This is a genomic window from Streptomyces montanisoli (assembly GCF_017813245.1).
In the GTDB taxonomy this organism is placed as follows: Bacteria; Actinomycetota; Actinomycetes; order Streptomycetales; family Streptomycetaceae; genus Streptomyces; species Streptomyces montanisoli.
In genome coordinates this window covers 16222-32236 of the sequence record NZ_JAGIQL010000027.1, presented here as the reverse complement: position 1 = coordinate 32236, position 16015 = coordinate 16222, and the positions used below count along the sequence as shown (strand labels likewise).

15 protein-coding genes and 1 riboswitch are annotated in these 16015 nt (G+C 73.0%); of the genes, 10 read left to right on the top strand and 5 right to left on the bottom strand.

The genetic code is table 11. The annotated features are described in order from the left end of the window. Nucleotides 1–49 precede the first annotated feature (49 nt). The 3 genes from JFN87_RS09515 to JFN87_RS09505 all read left to right on the top strand — a co-directional run bounded on the left by JFN87_RS09515 (nt 50) and on the right by JFN87_RS09505 (nt 2967). Nucleotides 50–709, top strand: a complete 660-nt coding sequence (locus tag JFN87_RS09515) for a trimeric intracellular cation channel family protein (RefSeq protein ID WP_209339501.1) — start codon at nt 50–52, stop codon at nt 707–709. Between the two features lie 100 nt (nt 710–809). Beyond that, nucleotides 810–1658: a thioesterase family protein gene (locus tag JFN87_RS09510; RefSeq protein ID WP_209339500.1), complete on the top strand. Its 849-nt coding sequence runs from the start codon at nt 810–812 to the stop codon at nt 1656–1658. A gap of 145 nt (nt 1659–1803) precedes the next feature. Then, nucleotides 1804–2967 (top strand): cysteine desulfurase family protein, encoded by a 1164-nt coding sequence (locus JFN87_RS09505; RefSeq protein ID WP_209339499.1) that lies wholly within the window; start codon nt 1804–1806, stop codon nt 2965–2967. 94 nt (nt 2968–3061) lie between these two features. Here JFN87_RS09505 and JFN87_RS09500 read toward each other — a convergent pair whose 3' ends face one another. Then, nucleotides 3062–3724, bottom strand: a complete 663-nt coding sequence (locus JFN87_RS09500; RefSeq protein WP_209339498.1) for an N-acetylmuramoyl-L-alanine amidase — start codon at nt 3722–3724, stop codon at nt 3062–3064. A gap of 62 nt (nt 3725–3786) precedes the next feature. Here JFN87_RS09500 and mnmA point away from each other — a divergent pair, with 62 nt between their 5' ends. Next, entirely contained in the window at nt 3787–4920 is a 1134-nt protein-coding gene (mnmA, locus tag JFN87_RS09495) for a tRNA 2-thiouridine(34) synthase MnmA (protein WP_209339497.1), read from the top strand. Between the two features lie 97 nt (nt 4921–5017). On the opposite strand, the gene JFN87_RS09490 is transcribed toward mnmA, so the two are convergent. The 3 genes from JFN87_RS09490 to JFN87_RS09480 are packed head-to-tail and all read right to left on the bottom strand — an operon-like array spanning nt 5018 to nt 8326. After that, nucleotides 5018–5617, bottom strand: a complete 600-nt coding sequence (locus JFN87_RS09490) for a tripartite tricarboxylate transporter TctB family protein (RefSeq protein ID WP_209339496.1) — start codon at nt 5615–5617, stop codon at nt 5018–5020. Continuing rightward, nucleotides 5614–7227, bottom strand: a complete 1614-nt coding sequence (locus JFN87_RS09485; RefSeq protein WP_209339495.1) for a tripartite tricarboxylate transporter permease — start codon at nt 7225–7227, stop codon at nt 5614–5616. The genes JFN87_RS09490 and JFN87_RS09485 overlap by 4 nt, the downstream gene beginning before the upstream one ends. Nucleotides 7228–7267: 40 nt before the next feature. Beyond that, nucleotides 7268–8326 (bottom strand): tripartite tricarboxylate transporter substrate-binding protein, encoded by a 1059-nt coding sequence (locus JFN87_RS09480; RefSeq protein ID WP_209339494.1) that lies wholly within the window; start codon nt 8324–8326, stop codon nt 7268–7270. A gap of 145 nt (nt 8327–8471) precedes the next feature. On the opposite strand from JFN87_RS09480, the gene JFN87_RS09475 reads away from it, so the two are divergent. Together JFN87_RS09475 and JFN87_RS09470 are read left to right on the top strand one after the other, a co-directional pair. After that, complete coding sequence (locus JFN87_RS09475) at nt 8472–9470, top strand: GNAT family N-acetyltransferase (RefSeq protein ID WP_209339493.1); 999 nt, start codon at nt 8472–8474, stop codon at nt 9468–9470. Between the two features lie 44 nt (nt 9471–9514). Further along, nucleotides 9515–9602, top strand: a riboswitch (ZMP/ZTP riboswitch). A gap of 29 nt (nt 9603–9631) precedes the next feature. Further along, on the top strand, nt 9632–10504 hold the full coding sequence (locus JFN87_RS09470) for a bifunctional 5,10-methylenetetrahydrofolate dehydrogenase/5,10-methenyltetrahydrofolate cyclohydrolase (RefSeq protein WP_209339492.1): 873 nt from the start codon (nt 9632–9634) through the stop codon (nt 10502–10504). On the opposite strand, the gene JFN87_RS09465 is transcribed toward JFN87_RS09470, so the two are convergent. Beyond that, nucleotides 10494–10823, bottom strand: a complete 330-nt coding sequence (locus JFN87_RS09465) for a DUF427 domain-containing protein (protein ID WP_209339491.1) — start codon at nt 10821–10823, stop codon at nt 10494–10496. The two genes, JFN87_RS09470 and JFN87_RS09465, sit on opposite strands and share 11 nt — an antisense overlap. 317 nt (nt 10824–11140) lie before the next feature. Here JFN87_RS09465 and JFN87_RS09460 point away from each other — a divergent pair, with 317 nt between their 5' ends. The 4 genes from JFN87_RS09460 (at nt 11141) to ligA (ending at nt 15739) form a co-directional block, all read left to right on the top strand. Next, nucleotides 11141–11680 (top strand): LOG family protein, encoded by a 540-nt coding sequence (locus JFN87_RS09460; RefSeq protein ID WP_209339490.1) that lies wholly within the window; start codon nt 11141–11143, stop codon nt 11678–11680. Nucleotides 11681–11745: 65 nt separating this feature from the next. Then, a complete protein-coding gene (locus JFN87_RS09455) occupies nt 11746–12435 on the top strand; it encodes an SDR family oxidoreductase (RefSeq protein ID WP_209339489.1) in 690 nt (229 codons plus the stop codon). Between the two features lie 32 nt (nt 12436–12467). Beyond that, nucleotides 12468–13460 (top strand): methionine synthase, encoded by a 993-nt coding sequence (locus JFN87_RS09450; RefSeq protein WP_209339525.1) that lies wholly within the window; start codon nt 12468–12470, stop codon nt 13458–13460. Nucleotides 13461–13480: 20 nt separating this feature from the next. Further along, complete coding sequence (ligA, locus tag JFN87_RS09445) at nt 13481–15739, top strand: NAD-dependent DNA ligase LigA (RefSeq protein ID WP_209339488.1); 2259 nt, start codon at nt 13481–13483, stop codon at nt 15737–15739. Nucleotides 15740–16015: the final 276 nt, after the last annotated feature.

Here is a 16015-nt window from a genome sequence, read left to right as displayed (position 1 = left end):
CGGTGGCCCTTCGCCGGACACGGCGAGAGGCCACCGGCAGAATTGCGGCGTGGTAGTCGAACTGTTCAGGCCCTCCGTACAGCACGTCCTCGACCTCGTCGGGATCTTCGTCTTCGCGATCTCCGGCGCCCTGCTCGCCGTCCGCAAGAACTTCGACGTCTTCGGCATGGCCGTGCTCGCCGAGGTCACCGCGCTGGGCGGCGGCCTCTTCCGCGACCTCGTGATCGGCGCGGTGCCGCCCGCCGCCTTCACCGACCTCGCCTCGTTCGTGACGCCGTTCGTCGCCACGGCGCTCGTCTTCTTCCTCCACCCGCAGGTCGAGCGGATCCAGGCCGGGGTGTACGTGTTCGACGCGGCCGGGCTCGGCCTGTTCTGCGTCACCGGCACCACCAAGGCGTACGAGTACGGGCTCGGACTCACCGCGTCCGCCGCGCTCGGCACCGCGACGGCCGTCGGCGGCGGCGTGCTGCGCGACGTGCTCGCCAACGAGGTGCCCTCGCTGCTGCGCTGGGACCGCGACCTGTACGCCGTCCCGGCCATCGCGGGCGCCGCGACGACGGCGCTGTGCGTGCGCTTCGGTGCGTTCGGCGCGCTGACCGGCACGCTCGCCGCCCTGTTCGCCTTCCTCCTGCGGCTGTTCGCGATGCGCTACCACTGGCGCGCGCCACGCGCCTGGCACCGCAGGTCGGAGGCGACCGAGGAGGCGTAGCTGAGGCGTAGCGGAGGTGTAGCGAGCGTCACAGGCCCGGCGGCGGTCCGGTCGGCAGCGGGCTAAGCGACTGGTCAGTAGGTGGCGGTAGTCTGATGCCATGGCACAGGCACCCACCGCTGGAAGCGAGTTCGACCGCGACACGGCCGTCACCTCCCGCGCACCCGGGGTATACGAGGCGGACCTGTCACCGGGCTGGTCCATCCTCAAGGCGCTCAACGGCGGCTACGTGCTCGCCACCGCCGGGCGCGCCCTCGGCCTGGCCCTGCCGCACCCGGACCCCTTCACCGTCTCCGCCCACTTCCTGACGCCGTCCGCGCCGGGACCCGCGGTGATCCGCACCGAGACCGTGCGCACCGGAAGGACCGTCTCCACCGGCCAGGCGGCCCTGACCCAGTTCGCCGAGGACGGCAGCGAGGTCGAGCGGGTCAGGGTCCTCGCCACGTACGGCGACCTCGGCGCCCTCACCGACGAGGTCCGCACCAACGCCAAGCCGCCGGCCATGCCGCCGCCCGAGGAGTGCTTCGGCAGCTCGGACGGACCCACGGACGTCTTCGGCGACTCCACGCTGCTCGGCCGGCTCGACGTCAGGATGGACCCGGCCACCAGCGGCTGGGCCATCGGCAAGCCCACGGGCACGGGCGAGCTGCGCGGCTGGTTCGGCCTCGCGGACGGCAGGGACCCCGACCCGCTGTCGCTGCTGCTCGCGGTGGACGCGCTGCCGCCGGCTGCCTTCGACCTCGGCGTCAGCGGCTGGACGCCGACCGTCGAACTGACCGTGCACGTGCGGGCGAGGCCCGCTTCCGGACCGCTCAGGGTCGCCATCGCCACCCGCAACCTCGCGGGCGGCTTCCTGGAGGAGGACGCCGAGGTCTGGGACAGCGCGGACCGGCTGGTCGCCCAGTCCCGCCAGCTCGCCCGCGCGCCGCGCGCGAAGGACCTCGCCTGAGCGCACCGCGGCGGGCGCGGGCGGGTGATGCGAGCGGGTGAGCCGCCGGTCCCGCGAACGGGCCGGCGTGAACCGGAGTGTGCCGCCGGTTACCTGGGTACCGATGCGCAGGCAGCGTTTTCCGGCTCGTAGAATCAGGCGCACCATGGCATACCTCGACCACGCCGCGACCACTCCCATGCTGCCGGAGGCGATCGAGGCGATGACCGCCCGGTTCGGCCTCGCGGGCAACGCCTCCTCGCTCCACGCGGCGGGCCGCAGGGCCAGGCGCACCGTCGAGGAGGCCAGGGAGAGCGTGGCCGCCGCCCTCGGCGCGCGGCCGAGCGAGGTCGTCTTCACCTCGGGCGGCACCGAGGCGGACAACCTCGCCGTCAAGGGCCTGTACTGGGCGCGCAGGGCCGCCGACCCGGCCAGGACGCGCATCCTGGCCAGCCCCGTCGAGCACCACGCCGTCCTCGACACCGTCGACTGGCTCGGGGAGCACGAGGGCGCCACCGTCGAGTACCTGCCCGTCGACCGGTACGGAAGGGTCGAGCCCGAGGCGCTGCGCGAGGCCGTCGAGCGCGAACCGGGCGACGTGGCGCTTGTCACCGTGATGTGGGCCAACAACGAGATCGGCACGCTGCTGCCCGTGCCCGAGCTGGCCGAGGTCGCCCGCGCCCACGGCATCCCGCTGCACACCGACGCCGTCCAGGCCTTCGGCCAGACCGAGCTGGACTTCGGCGCGTCGGGCTGCGCCGCGATGACCGTCTCGGGACACAAGATCGGCGGGCCCTACGGCATCGGAGCGCTGCTGCTCGGCAGGGAACACGCCCCCGTGCCCGTCCTGCACGGCGGCGGCCAGGAGCGCCAGGTGCGCTCCGGCACGCTCGACGTGCCCGCCATCGCGTCCTTCGCCGTCGCCGCGAGCCTCGCCGCCGAGCGGCGCGAGACCTTCGCCCGTGAGATCGGCGCCCTGCGCGACGAGCTCGTCGACGCCGTGCTCAAGGCGGTCCCCGACGCGGTGCTCGGCGGCGACCCGGAGCGCAGGCTGCCCGCCAACGCGCACTTCTCGTTCCCCGGCTGCGAGGGCGATTCACTGCTCCTGCTCCTCGACGCCCAGGGCATCGAGTGCTCCACCGGCTCCGCCTGCACGGCCGGTGTCGCCCAGCCGAGCCATGTCGTACTCGCCACGGGCCGCGACGCCGACCTGGCGCGCGGCACGCTGCGCTTCTCCCTCGGCCACACCTCGACGCGCGAGGACGTGGCCGCCGTCGCGCGGGCCATCGGCCCTGCGGTGGAGCGCGCGCGGGGCGCGGGCCTGAGCTGACCCGCGGGGCGCGGACCCGGGCTGACCCGCGGGGCGCGGACCCGGGCTGACCTGCGGGGCGCCGGTCGCCGGTGCGTCCTGCGCCCGCCGCGCCCTACGCGTCCCGTTCCCGTGCCCGCGCGACCAGCCGCATGTACCGCGGCCAGTCCCAGAACCTGCCGGGGTCCGTGTGGTCCGTGCCCGGCACCTCGACGTGGCCGATCACGTGCCTGCGGTCCACCGGGACGCCGTAGCGGCGGCACACGTCGGCGGTCAGCCGCGCGGACGCCGCGTACATCGCGTCCGTGAAGTCGCGCGGTCGCGTCACGAACCCCTCGTGCTCGATGCCGACGCTGTGGTCGTTGTACCAGCGGTTGCCCGCGTGGAACGCCACGTCCAGCTCGCGGATCATCTGCGTCACCCGGCCGTCCTGCCTGACCACGTAGTGTGCCGCCGCCTCGTGGCGCGGGTCCTCGAAGAGCCGCACGGTCGTGTCGTAGTCGGCCTGGGTGACGTGGACGACCACCATCTCTATGCGGAAGTCGTGCGGGCGGTCCGCCACCCGGTAGTTGTCCGTGGACGCCGCGACCCAGCGCGCGTCCGCGTAGTCGGGCCGGCCCGGCGCGCGTGGGCCGGTCCCCGGCGCGCCACGGCCGGACAGCCCCTCGGCCAGCGCGACGGCGCCGCCGAGCAGCGCCGCACCGCCGCCGATCAGCACCGCGCGGCGGCCCGGTGTGGCGCCCCTGCCGCCCCAGGCAGGCGGGAGTTCGCGTCCCATGCAGCGTTCAACGCATATCCGCGCGACCGCTGTTCCCGGCGGCACGTACCCTGGGGAGCGCTATGACTGAGAACTCGCAGCGCCGCCCCCTCCGCGTACTCGCCGCCATGTCGGGCGGCGTGGACTCCGCCGTCGCCGCCGCGCGCGCCGCCGAGGCCGGGCACGACGTCACCGGTGTGCACCTCGCCCTCTCGGCCAACCCGCAGTCGTTCCGTACCGGGGCGCGCGGCTGCTGCACGCTGGAGGACTCACGCGACGCCCGCCGCGCGGCCGACGTCATCGGCATCCCCTTCTACGTGTGGGATCTCGCCGAGCGGTTCCGCGAGGACGTCGTGGAGGACTTCGTCGCGGAGTACGAGGCGGGCCGCACGCCCAACCCGTGCCTGCGGTGCAACGAGAAGATCAAGTTCGCCGCGCTGCTGGACAAGGCGCTGGCGCTCGGTTTCGACGCGGTGTGCACGGGCCACTACGCGACGGTCGTCACGCGCGAGGACGGCGCCCGCGAGCTGCACCGCGCCAGCGACCCGGCCAAGGATCAGTCGTACGTGCTCGGCGTGCTGGACGAGCGCCAGCTCGCGCACGCGATGTTCCCGCTCGGCGACACCCTCACCACCAAGGACGAGATCAGGGCCGAGGCGGAGCGGCGCGGCCTCGCCGTGGCGAGGAAGCCCGACAGCCACGACATCTGCTTCATCGCCGACGGCGACACCCAGGGCTTCCTGGCGCAGCGCCTCGGCCGCGCCGAGGGCGACATCGTCGACGAGTCGGGCGCGAGGGTGGGCACGCACGACGGCGCCTACGGCTTCACGATCGGCCAGCGCAAGGGTCTGCGCATCGGCCACCCGGCGGCTGACGGCAAGCCGCGCTACGTCCTCGACATCTCCCCGGTCGACAACACCGTCACCGTGGGGCCCGCCGCCGCGCTCGACGTCACGGCGCTCACCGCCGTCAGGCCCCGCTGGTGCGGGGCGGCGCCCGCCGGCCCCGGCACGTACACGGCGCAGCTGCGGGCTCACGGCGGCGAGACGCCGGCCACGGCTGAACTGGCCGACGGCACGCTGCGGGTGGAGTTCCCCGAGCCGGTGCGCGGCGTCGCCCCGGGCCAGGCGATCGTGCTCTACGACGGCACCCGCGTCGTCGGCTCGGCGACGATCGCCACGACGCGCCGCCGGGACCTGGCCGCCACCGCCGGCTGACCCGGCCCGGGCCCCCGCACGGGCACCATTGCGGGCCCCCGGCCGTCCGTCAGCCGGCGCCCGTCAGCCGGCGCCCGTCAGACGGCGCCCGTCCGCGTCACCAGAACATGCCGGTCGGCAGCGGTACCGACAGCGCGAGGGCGAACACGCCCTCCGTGAGCACGCCCATGACGACCGCGCTGACGACCGCGGTGCGCCACGCCCGCATGACCGCGAAGTAGGCGAAGAAGAACAGCGGGATGGCCACCGCGTAGCCGAGCACGTAGGTGCCGGCCAGCAGTCCCGCGATCCACGCGATGGCGATCAGTATCTGCCGCGAGTCGCCCTGCGCCATCGACATCGACGGGGAAGCGGGGGCGGCCTCGCCGTGGGCCGTCTCGCCGTCGGCCGCGGCGGCCTGCGCCTCGTCCGCCTCCTGAGCCGGGGAGGGAACGGCCCGCGGCTCCTGCCGCCGCCCGTCCTTGCCGTGGGTCAACCCCCACAGCCCGGGAACCACGTGGGCGAGCAGGTGCAGCGCGCCCAGGGCCAGCGCGATCCAGCCGACGACATCAGGAACCTGCCGTCCCTGCGGCGGGTACTTGCTCGCGGCGTGCAGATACAGCAGCGAGCCCGCCACGATCGCGAGATCGATGAGGAGTTCGCCGAGGTGAAGACGGCGCCGCTCGCCGTGCGTGCCGTTCGCAGCCGTGTCGCTCATCGTTTGTCTCCTGCTTTGGAAGTGCGGGAGGCCGGTTCTGCCCCCGCTTCGTCGTCGTCCACGTCCACGACAGGGGGTGCGGAGCCGGCCGGGGCGGCCCGGCCGGCGCGCCGCGGCGACACCAGGCGCAGGCCGCGGCGGAGCAGCGGACCGAACAGGCTCAGCAGGGTGATCGCCAGCAGGATGTCGGTGATCGGGCGGTGCAGGGAGCCCCAGCCCTGCAACTGGGAGACGAGGTACAGATTGTTCTCGACGACCTTGCCCAGGATGAAGCCGATCATCGCCGCGGGCAGGCTGTAGCCGAAGCGGGTCATGAGGTAGCCCGCCACGCCGAAGGCCACCATGACCGCCACCTGTGCCGCCTCGTCCGACGCGGCGAACACGCCGAGGAATCCGAGCGCGACGACGAACGGCACCAGCGTCCGCCCCGGCACCTTGGCCAGGCGCGCGAGGAACGGGGCGAGGCCCAGGCCCGTCAGGCTGGCGAGCAGGGACCCGACACCGATCACGAGGGCCATCGCCCACACGGCGTCGACGTGGTCCTCGAGCATCGCGGGCCCCGGCACGATCCCGAGGATGGTGAAACCGCTCAGCAGGACGGCCATCCCGACACCGCCGGGCACGCCCAGCGCGACGGTGGGCAGGAGCGCCCCCGCCTCCTTCGAGATCGACGAGGACTCGGGGGCGATGATGCCCTCGGGGGTGCCCTGGCCGAACCGCTCCGGGTGCTTGGACGTCTTCATCGCCTGCCCGTAGGAGATGAAGTTGGCGGCGATGCCGCCGATGCCCGGGACGATCCCGAGGGCCGTCCCGAGGATCGCCGAGCGGATCGTCAGCCAAGGGTGGTCGAGCACGTCCCGCACGCCGAGCACCACGCGGTTTCCCGGGGTGCCGCCCTTGCGGATGGCCCCGCCGCCGGACTCCGACAGCGAGCGGCGGCCCGTGCCGTAGATCCGGATCATCTCGGAGAGCGCGAACAGCCCGAGGGCCGCCGCGGTGATGTTGATCCCGTCGTACAGCGACTGCTGGCCGCCCGTGAAGCGCTGCACGCCGGTGATCGGGTCGAACCCGACGAACGACGCCATGAGGCCGAGCGCCCCCGACAGCAGGCCCTTGGTGACGGACCCCGCCCGCATCTGGCCGATCAGCACGATGGCGAGTACGGCCAGCGCGAGGTATTCGGACGCGTGGAAGAGCGTGGCCAGCTTGCTCATGAACGGGATGAGCACGGCGAGCAGCAGCACGCCCACCCAGCCGCCGATGGTCGTCGCGGTGGCGGAGATGCCGAGCGCCCTCGCGGGCTGGCCTCTTCGCGTCATCGCGTAGCCGTCGAACGTCGTCGCCGCCGATTCCGGGGCGCCCGGCGTGTTGAAGAGGATGGCGGTGACCGAGCCGCTGAAGTAGATGCCGGTGTGCGCGGCGAGCAGCAGGGCCAGCGCGGGCACGATCGGCATGCCGTAGATGAACGGCAGCAGCAGTGTCAGCAGGACGGCGCCGCCGAGTCCCGGGATGGCGCCGACCAGCGTGCCCACCAGCGTTCCCAGGAGGAGCAGCAGCAGGGTGTAGGGGTCCAGCAGGCCGGACAGCCCTGACAGCAGGCCGTGAATCACGTCGTTTCCTTCCGCTTCCCAGTTCGGACCTGAGCCGGAATCAGCTCGTCTTCAGCAGGTCGCCGAAGAGCGCGCCCTGGCTGAGCGCCTTGCTGACCGCCGCCGACAGGTCGCTGCTCGACTCGTAGCCCTGGTAGAGGCCGGCCTTCTTGGCGGCCTTCTGGAAGGCGGGGTCGTCCATCGACTTCTTGAACGCGGTGCGCAGCGCCGTGAGCCGGGCGGACGGGACGCCGGGGGGCGCGAAGAAGGCGTGTCCGAGGTCCATGACGTCGGTGAGGGCGTGCAGGGCCTGCAGCGTGTTGCCCGAGATCCCGTGCTTCTGGGCCTCCTGGATCACGGTGGGGACCTTCGGCAGCTTGCTGAACGGGCTGGACGAGACCACCAGGACGGTGTTGGCGGAGTTGGAGATCGACGCGATGTCCGAGGAGGAGACGGAGGCCGACGTGCCTTCGCCGCTCGTGAAGGCCGCCTTCTCGGCGCTGCTGCCCGAGAACGCGGCGACCATCTTGAACGGCACCTTGAACGCGTTGTAGACGATCACCGCGGCGTTGTAGTCGGAGCTGCCCTTGCCCGTCGCCAGCGCGGAGATCTTGCCCTTGCTGCCTGCCAGCTGGTCGAACGTCTTGTAGGGGCCCTTGGAGTGGGTGGCGATGATGTGCGGGTCGTCGTCGGGACGGCCGAGCCAGCTGACCTTCCGCATGTCCAGGTTGAACCCGGAGGCGTGGTCGATCTGGTCGAAGACGTCGCCGCCGGCGTTCGTGTCGCCGATGGTCAGCCCGTCCGCGGGCGCGTGGTAGATCGCCTGGGTGCCCACAAGACCGCCGCCGCCGGGGGCGTTGACGATCTTCACGCTGCCGGCCCCGAGGTACTTCTGCATGTACGGCGCTATGACGCGCGCCCACTGGTCGTAGCCGCCGCCAGGACCGTAGGGGACCTCGATCGTGAGCGTCTTGCCCGAGTAGAAGGAGCTGCCTCCACCGCCCGAAGCGGACGAGCTGCTGCCTTTGGGCTGGCAACCGGTGAGCACGGTCACCGCGACGGCTCCGGCCACGGCACAGGTGGTGACGCGCGCAGCGCCGTTGAGGGTGTGGAACAGCATCGTCGGGTCCTCACGGAGGTCGAGTGGGATGTGGCGACAGTATTACCATTAGGCCTTTAGGTGGGGAAGGGCTCGTACGCAAACCGGTTGAGAAAGTGGACAACGGTGGATAAACAGGCTGTTCCGACGTCATCACTGGGGAGACATGACCGAACACACCGCACCATCCGTCCCGTCCGTCCCATCCGCCCCGTCGCTCCCGCCAGGGGTGATGCTCAGGCCGCTGGCCGACGCGAGCGAACTGCCGCTCTTCACGTCGCTGCCCTATGTGCTCGACGACGAGCTCGCGGGTGACCTCGACGCGGGGCGGCGGCACACGTCATGGCTGTGGATGGCGCTGCGCGACGGCCGCGTCGTGGCGCGCGCCGGGTGGTGGGCGCGGCAGCGGGGCGACGGCCCGATGCTGCTCGACGTCTTCGACATCGAGGCGGGCGCCGGCACTGGCCCCTCCACCGGCCCGGACATCGGCGCCGCGCTCCTGGAGACGGCGATGGCGCAGCTGTTCCCCGACTGCGAGCCGCGCCCGGACTACGGCAGGTACCTCACACCCGGCTGGCACGAGGACCCCGAGGAGGCCCGCGCCGTCGCCGTACGGACCGACGCCCTGGCAAGGACCGGCGCGCGCCCGCTGGTGGAGCGGCTGCGCCTGCAGTGGGCCCCGTCGGCCGGCGTGCCCGCCGCGTCCCCACGCCTGCTGTTCCGGCAAGTGGCCTCGCGGGACGAGCTGGTGGGCCTGATGGCGGCCGTCCTCGACGGCACCCTCGACGCGCACAGCAGGCGGGACCTCGCCACGATGCCGGCGCAGCGGTGCGCACGCGAGCAGTACGACGGGGAACTGGCGCGTTACCGCAGCCCCCGGCAGTGGTGGCGCGTCGCGACGCTCCCCACCGGCGAGCCCGTCGGCTTCGTCGTCCCCGCGCGCAACGCCTACGGGCCGATCATCGCCTACCTCGGCGTCCTGCCGGCCCACCGCGGGCACGGGTACGCGGACGACCTGCTGGCCGAGGGCACGCGCGTGCTGGCCGCCTCGGGCGCGCGCCGCGTCAGGGCCTCGACGGACGTGGCGAACACGCCGATGGCGGCGGCGTTCGCGCGGGCGGGATACGAGACGTTCCAGCGGGAGCTCGCCATGGCGTGGCCGTAGGAATCCGCGTGGGCGCCCTCCGCGCGCCCGGACGCGTACCATCGGTGCCGGGCCGTGACTGGCGCTGAGGTGGGTCACCACCGGGGAGCGGCCCGGCACCCGCTGCCACTGCCGTGCGCCTGGGCGACTTCCGCGTTCGTGGACCCAGGAGGAGCCCGCACATGACGCAGCCCGCCACCGACCACACCGCCCGCCTCATGGACGGCGCGGCACTCGCCCGCCGCATCGTGGACGAGGCCGCCGCCACCGCCGCGGGCATCACGTCGCGCACCGGCGCGGCCCCCTGCCTCGCCACCGTCCTCGTCGGCGACGACCCGGCGTCCGTCACGTACGTCCGCATGAAGCGCAACCGCTGCGCCCGCGCCGGCATCGAGTCGCGCCATGTGGCGCTGCCCGCCGGCGTCACCACCGCGGAACTGGTCGACACCGTCACCGGCCTGTCCGAGGACCCCTCGGTCCACGGCATCCTGCTCCAGCACCCGATGGGCCGTCACATCGACGAGCGCGCCGCCTTCGAGGCCATCGCGCCGGGCAAGGACGTCGACGGCGTCACCACGCACGCGTTCGCCGCGATGGCCTTCGGCCTGCCCGGCTTCGTCTCCTGCACGCCCGGCGGCATCATGCGCCTGCTCGACGCCCACGACGTCGACCTCGCGGGCAAGCACGCCGTCGTCGTCGGCCGCAGCGCCATCCTCGGCAAGCCGGCCGGCATGCTCCTGCTGGGCCGGGACGCCACCGTCACCTACTGCCACTCCCGCACGCGGGACCTCGCGGCGCACGTGCGGGAGGCGGACGTCCTGGTCGCGGCGGTCGGCAGGCCGCGCTTCATCGGCGGGGACGCGATCAAGCCGGGCGCCGTCGTCATCGACGCCGGCTACAACGAGGGCAACGTCGGCGACGTCGACTTCGACACCGCCCGGCGGCGCGCGAGCCTCATCACGCCGGTGCCCGGCGGGGTGGGCCCGATGACGATCGCCGTCCTCCTGTCCCAGACGGTGCGGGCGGCGGCCCACCAGGAGAGCCTCAGGCGCTGACGATCTCCGTGTCGTAGAAGCAGAAGTGGCCCTTGATCGCCTTCACCGACTCCTTCGGCTCCTCGTACGCCCAGACCAGGTCGGGCGCGTCCGGCAGCGACCAGTAGGAGGCGTCGCCCTTGAAGGGGCAGTGCGTCGTCGTCCCCGAGGGCGTCAGCAGCTCCACCCTGACGTCCTCGGGAGGCAGGTAGTAGCGCACGGGACAGCCCGTCTCGTGCAGGGCCAGCGGGTGGTGGCTGTCGGCGAGCACCTGCCCGTCCCGCTCCACCCGTACGTGCTGCGTGCTCGATTCGACGGTGATCGTGTGTCCAGCGGCCATGGTCGTGGCGTCCCTTCGCGATGCGCGCGCGTCAAAGTCGTGCGGTCCTTGTGCACTACAGCGTCGCGCGGGCCCGTACTCTTCCCCGGCCGCCGCACCGGATCGCCCGCTGATTAACGAGCTGGTGCACGATAGCGAGCGGGCTCCCGACGCCCTGCGGTCCGCCTCCGGCGTTGTCGTCAGTCGCCGACGTCCCCCAGCCTCCGGCCGGGAGGTGCCCCCACCGCGTCGACTCCCTCCTCCGCCTTGGATTCGAAGCCGCAGGACGCCGCTCGCTGATCCACTCTCCATCGCGCACCAGCTCGTAACGTGGCCCCATGAACATCTGCGTCTTCCTCTCCGCCGCCGAGCTCGACGAGCGCTACACGCGCCCCGCCCGCGAATTCGCCGAGCTGATCGGCTGCGGCGGCCACACCCTCGTGTGGGGCGGCTCCGACGTCGGGCTGATGAAGGTGGTCGCGGACGGCGTCGCCGAGACCGGCGGCAGGCTCGTCGGCGTCTCCGTCGACTTCCTCTCGGCCGTCGCGCGCGCCGAGGCGCACGAGATGGTCGTGGCCAGCGACCTCGCCGAGCGCAAGGCGCTGCTGCTCGCGAAGTCCGACGCCGTCGTGGTGATGGTCGGCGGCACCGGCACGCTGGACGAGGCGACCGAGATCCTGGAGCTGAAGAAGCACGGCAAGCACGCGAAGCCGGTGGTGCTGCTGAACACCGCCGGGTTCTACGACGGCCTCAAGCAGCAGTTCCTGCGCATGGAGGAGGAGGGCTTCCTCCCCGTACCCCTCACCGACCTGGTGTTCTTCGCGGAGGACGGCGTCGCCGCCCTCGCGTTCCTGGAGGAGTCCATGGGCGTGCGGTGAGCGGTGCCCGTGGCGCTCGTGGTGCTCGTGCGCCGCGGTCAGCCGCGTGATGCGACCATGACCGCATGGCAACACACCTGATCACCGGCGCCGGCTCCGGCATCGGCGCCGCCGTGGCGCGCCGCCTGCACGAGCGCGGCGACGACCTGCTGCTCCTCGCCCGCGACGCCGGCCGCGCCAAGGAGATCGCGGCGGACCTGCCCGGCGCCCGCACCCTCGTCGGCGACCTCGCGGCCCCCGACAGGCTCTCCTGGGCGCTGTCCCACCAGACGCTGCCCGACCGCCTCGACTCCGTCCTGCACATCGCGGGCGTCGTCGACCTCGGGCCCGTCGCCGAGCTGTCCGTGAAGACGTGGCGCGCGCAGCTCGACGTGAACCTGCTGGCGCCCGCCGAGCTGATCCGGCTGCTGCTGCCGCAGCTGCGCGCCGCGAGGGGGCAGGCGATCTTCGTCAACTCGGGCGCCGGGCTGTCCGCGAACGCCGAGTGGGGCGCGTACGCCGCGTCCAAGCACGGGCTGAAGGCGCTGGCGGACGCCCTGCGCGCGGAGGAGAGCGCCAACGGCGTGCGCGTGACGACCGTCTACCCCGGCCGCACCGCGAGCCCCATGCAGGAGAAGGTGCACCGGCAGGAGGGCAAGGCGTACGACGCCTCGGGGCTGATCGACCCCGAGTCCGTCGCCACCGCGATCCTGTCGGCGCTCGACCTGCCGCGCGACGCGCGCATCGACGACATGACCGTGCGGCCGGGCCGGTGAGCGCCGCGCCGAGCGCCGCGCCCGGGCCCGCCATGGGGCGCTGGGGCCCGGCCACCGGCGTCGGGTCGATGCCGGGAGGCGACGCGCGCGACACGGCGAGGGGCATCACCGCCACCACGGAGGGCTTCCCCTTCCTCGCCGAGCTGCCCGCGCGCGGCCCCGGCGCGGACATGATCGGCCGCACCGCGGGCCTGCTGGTCGAGGTGTACGCGCACGTCGAGCCGAGCGGTTGGCGCGTCAGCGACCGGCCAGGACGCGACACCCGGCGCGCCAGGTCGCTGCTCGGGGAGGACCTGGACGCGCTGGAGGAGTTCACCCAGGGCTACGAGGGGCCGCTGAAGGTGCAGGCCGTGGGGCCGTGGACGCTGGCGGCCGGGCTCGAACTGCGCGGCGGCGAGGCGGCGCTCGGCGACACAGGCGCCCGCAGGTACCTGGCCGAGTCGCTCACCGAGGGGCTCGCGGCGCACGTCGCCGAGGTGCGCCGGCGTGTCCCGGGCGCGGCCGTCGTGCTCCAGCTGGACGAGCCGTCGCTGACCGCCGTGCTGCGCGGGCAGGTCAGGACCGCCAGCGGCTACCGCACGTACGCCGCCGTCGACCGGCAGGTCGTCGCGGACGCGCTGCGGCAGGTGCTCGACGGCTCGGGCGCAGCCGGCACGGTCGTCCACTCGTGCGCCCCGGACGTGCCGTTCGCACTGCTGCGCGCGGCGGGCGCGTCGGCCGTCTCCTTCGACTTCTCGCTGCTCACCGAGCGTCACGACGAGGTGATCGGGGAGGCCGTCGAGGGCGGCACTACCCTCCTCGCGGGGATCGTGCCCGGCACGGACACCCCGTTGTCAGACCCTGCCGGTAGCGTCATGGGTGTCAGGTCGATGTGGCGCAGGCTGGGGCTGGATCCGGGACTTCTGGCGGAGTCCGTGGTGTGCACCCCCACGTGCGGGCTCGCGGGCGCTTCGCCCGCCTATGCCCGTAAGGCGCTCGCGCATGTCGTCCGGGCGGCGAGATCTCTCGCGGACAACCCTGAGTGACGGCACGGGAGGACAAGACGGTGGCAGGCGAACACCACGCACGGCCCGCGGGGACCGGACGGCCCGACTCGGTGCCCGCGGAGGCGCGCGAGCGGCACAAGCGCCTCTCCGAGGAGATCGAGGAGCACCGCTTCCGCTACTACGTGAAGGACCAGCCGGTCATCACCGACCGGGAGTTCGACGAGATGCTCCGCGCCCTGGAGGCGCTGGAGGACGAGCACGCCGAGCTGCGCACGCCCGACTCGCCGACGCAGAAGGTCTCCGTCCAGTACGAGACCGACCTGGCGGAGGTCACGCACCGCGAGCGCATGCTCTCCCTGGACAACGCGTTCGACGACGAGGAGCTGGCGGCCTGGGCCGACCGCGTCGCCAAGGAGGTCGCCGGCACCGGCTACCACTTCCTGTGCGAGCTGAAGGTCGACGGCCTCGCCGTCAACCTCACGTACGAGCACGGCGTGCTGACCCGCGCCGCCACGCGCGGCACGGGCCGCACGGGCGAGGACATCACGCCCAACATCCGCACGATCGAGGAGATCCCGCACCGCCTCGCGGGCGACCGGGTGCCCGCGCTGGTGGAGATCAGGGGCGAGGTCTACTTCCCGATGGAGGCCTTCCAGGAGCTCAACGCGCGGCGCGTGGAGGCGGGCGAGAAGCCCTACGCCAACCCGCGCAACTCGGCCTCGGGCTCGCTGCGCCAGAAGGACCCGAAGGTCACGGCAACGCTCCCGCTGCACATGGTGGTGCACGGCATCGGCGCGCGCGAGGGCCTGGAGATCGGCCGCCTCTCCGAGGCATACGGCCTGCTGAGCGAGTGGGGGCTGCCGACGGGGGAGCACAACCGCGTGGTCGACTCGCTCGACGGCGTACGGGAGTTCATCGCGTACTTCGGCGAGCACCGGCACTCGGTGGCGCACGAGATCGACGGCGTCGTCGTCAAGCTCGACGAGATCCCCCTCCAGGGGCGGCTCGGGTCGACGTCGCGTGCGCCCCGGTGGGCCATCGCGTGGAAGTACGCGCCCGAGGAGGTCAACACCAAGCTGGTGGACATCCGCGTGGGCGTCGGGCGCACGGGGCGCGTCACGCCGTACGCGGTGGTCGAGCCGGTCACGGTCGCCGGTTCCGAGGTCGAGTTCGCCACGCTGCACAACCAGGACGTGGTGAAGGCGAAGGGCGTCCTCATCGGGGACACGGTCGTGCTGCGCAAGGCCGGCGACGTCATCCCGGAGATCCTCGGCCCGGTCGCCGACCTGCGGCCCGACGACGCGCGCCCGTTCGTCATGCCGAAGGAGTGCCCCGAGTGCGGCACGCCCCTGAAACCCATGAAGGAAGGGGACGTCGACCTCCGCTGCCCCAACGCCCGCGCGTGCCCCGCCCAGTTGCGCGAGCGCCTGTTCTACCTGGCCGGCCGCAAGTGCCTGGACATCGAGAACTTCGGCTATGTGGCGGCCGCCGCGCTCACCAGGCCGCTGGAGCCGGCACAGCCGCCCCTGCGGGACGAGGGCGACCTCTTCGACCTGACGATGGAACAGCTGCTGCCCATCAAGGCCTACGTACTCGACCAGGACAGCGGGCTGCCCAAGCGCGACCCGGAGTCGGGCGAGGAGAAGGTCGTCACCGTCTTCGCCAACCAGGAGGGCAGCCCGCGGAAGAACGCGGTGGCGATGCTCGAACACATCTCCGAGGCCAAGGCGCGGCCGCTGGCGCGCATCCTGGCCGGGCTGTCGATCCGCCATGTCGGCCCGGTCGCGGCCGAGGCGCTCGCCAGGGAGTTCCGCTCGGTCGAGCGCATCGAGGGCGCGACGGAGGAGGAGCTGGCCGCCGTCGAGGGCGTCGGCCCGACGATCGCCGCCTCGCTCAAGGCGTGGTTCGAGGTGGACTGGCACCGCGAGATCCTGCGCAAATGGCGCGCGGCGGGCGTGCGCATGGAGGAGGAGTCCACCGGGGAGGACGAGGGGCCGCGGCCGCTCGAAGGGCTCACGGTCGTCGTCACCGGCACGCTGGAGCGCTGGACGCGCGACGCGGCCAAGGAGGCGCTCCAGGCGCGCGGCGCGAAGGTCACGGGCTCCGTCTCGAAGAAGACGGCGTTCGTGGTCGTCGGGGAGAATCCCGGGTCCAAGCACGACAAGGCCGTCCAGCTGAAGGTGCCGGTCCTGGACGAGGCGGGGCTGACGGTCCTGCTCGAACAGGGTCCTGACGCGGCGCGGGAGGCCGCCGTCGTGCCTGACGAGCCGTCGGAGGGTGGCGACGGCGAGGGCGCCGAGGAGGACGCCGCGAGCTGAGGCGGGCGCCACCGCGCGTCGTCCCGCGAGGGCGGCGGCGCGGGGGCGGCGCGGCGCGCAAGGGCGGGGCAAAGCTCACCCGTTCGGCGCATAACGGCCCGATAGGGACTGCGAGGTCGCATTCGGGCAACAGCCTCCGAGCGCTGCCCACCCGGGCGTTCGGCGGCCTACTGTTGGGGGGTGCGCCTGTCGTGCACGGCTGCGTGGAGTCAGACGAGTCGTGATGGCATGACAACGTGCCATCGCGTGGCATCGGCTCAGCCGGCTGTGAGAGGG

What these genes read in the sequence shown, in the direction of transcription:
- JFN87_RS09510 (WP_209339500.1), top strand. Translation starts at nt 810, where the DNA reads ATGGCACAGGCACCCACCGCTGGAAGCGAGTTCGACCGCGACACGGCC.
- JFN87_RS09505 (WP_209339499.1), top strand. Translation starts at nt 1,804, where the DNA reads ATGGCATACCTCGACCACGCCGCGACCACTCCCATGCTGCCGGAGGCG.
- JFN87_RS09500 (WP_209339498.1), bottom strand. Translation starts at nt 3,724, where the DNA reads ATGGGACGCGAACTCCCGCCTGCCTGGGGCGGCAGGGGCGCCACACCG.
- mnmA (WP_209339497.1), top strand. Translation starts at nt 3,787, where the DNA reads ATGACTGAGAACTCGCAGCGCCGCCCCCTCCGCGTACTCGCCGCCATG.
- JFN87_RS09490 (WP_209339496.1), bottom strand. Translation starts at nt 5,617, where the DNA reads ATGAGCGACACGGCTGCGAACGGCACGCACGGCGAGCGGCGCCGTCTT.
- JFN87_RS09480 (WP_209339494.1), bottom strand. Translation starts at nt 8,326, where the DNA reads ATGCTGTTCCACACCCTCAACGGCGCTGCGCGCGTCACCACCTGTGCC.
- JFN87_RS09475 (WP_209339493.1), top strand. Translation starts at nt 8,472, where the DNA reads ATGACCGAACACACCGCACCATCCGTCCCGTCCGTCCCATCCGCCCCG.
- JFN87_RS09470 (WP_209339492.1), top strand. Translation starts at nt 9,632, where the DNA reads ATGACGCAGCCCGCCACCGACCACACCGCCCGCCTCATGGACGGCGCG.
- JFN87_RS09465 (WP_209339491.1), bottom strand. Translation starts at nt 10,823, where the DNA reads ATGGCCGCTGGACACACGATCACCGTCGAATCGAGCACGCAGCACGTA.
- JFN87_RS09460 (WP_209339490.1), top strand. Translation starts at nt 11,141, where the DNA reads ATGAACATCTGCGTCTTCCTCTCCGCCGCCGAGCTCGACGAGCGCTAC.
- JFN87_RS09455 (WP_209339489.1), top strand. Translation starts at nt 11,746, where the DNA reads ATGGCAACACACCTGATCACCGGCGCCGGCTCCGGCATCGGCGCCGCC.
- JFN87_RS09450 (WP_209339525.1), top strand. Translation starts at nt 12,468, where the DNA reads ATGGGGCGCTGGGGCCCGGCCACCGGCGTCGGGTCGATGCCGGGAGGC.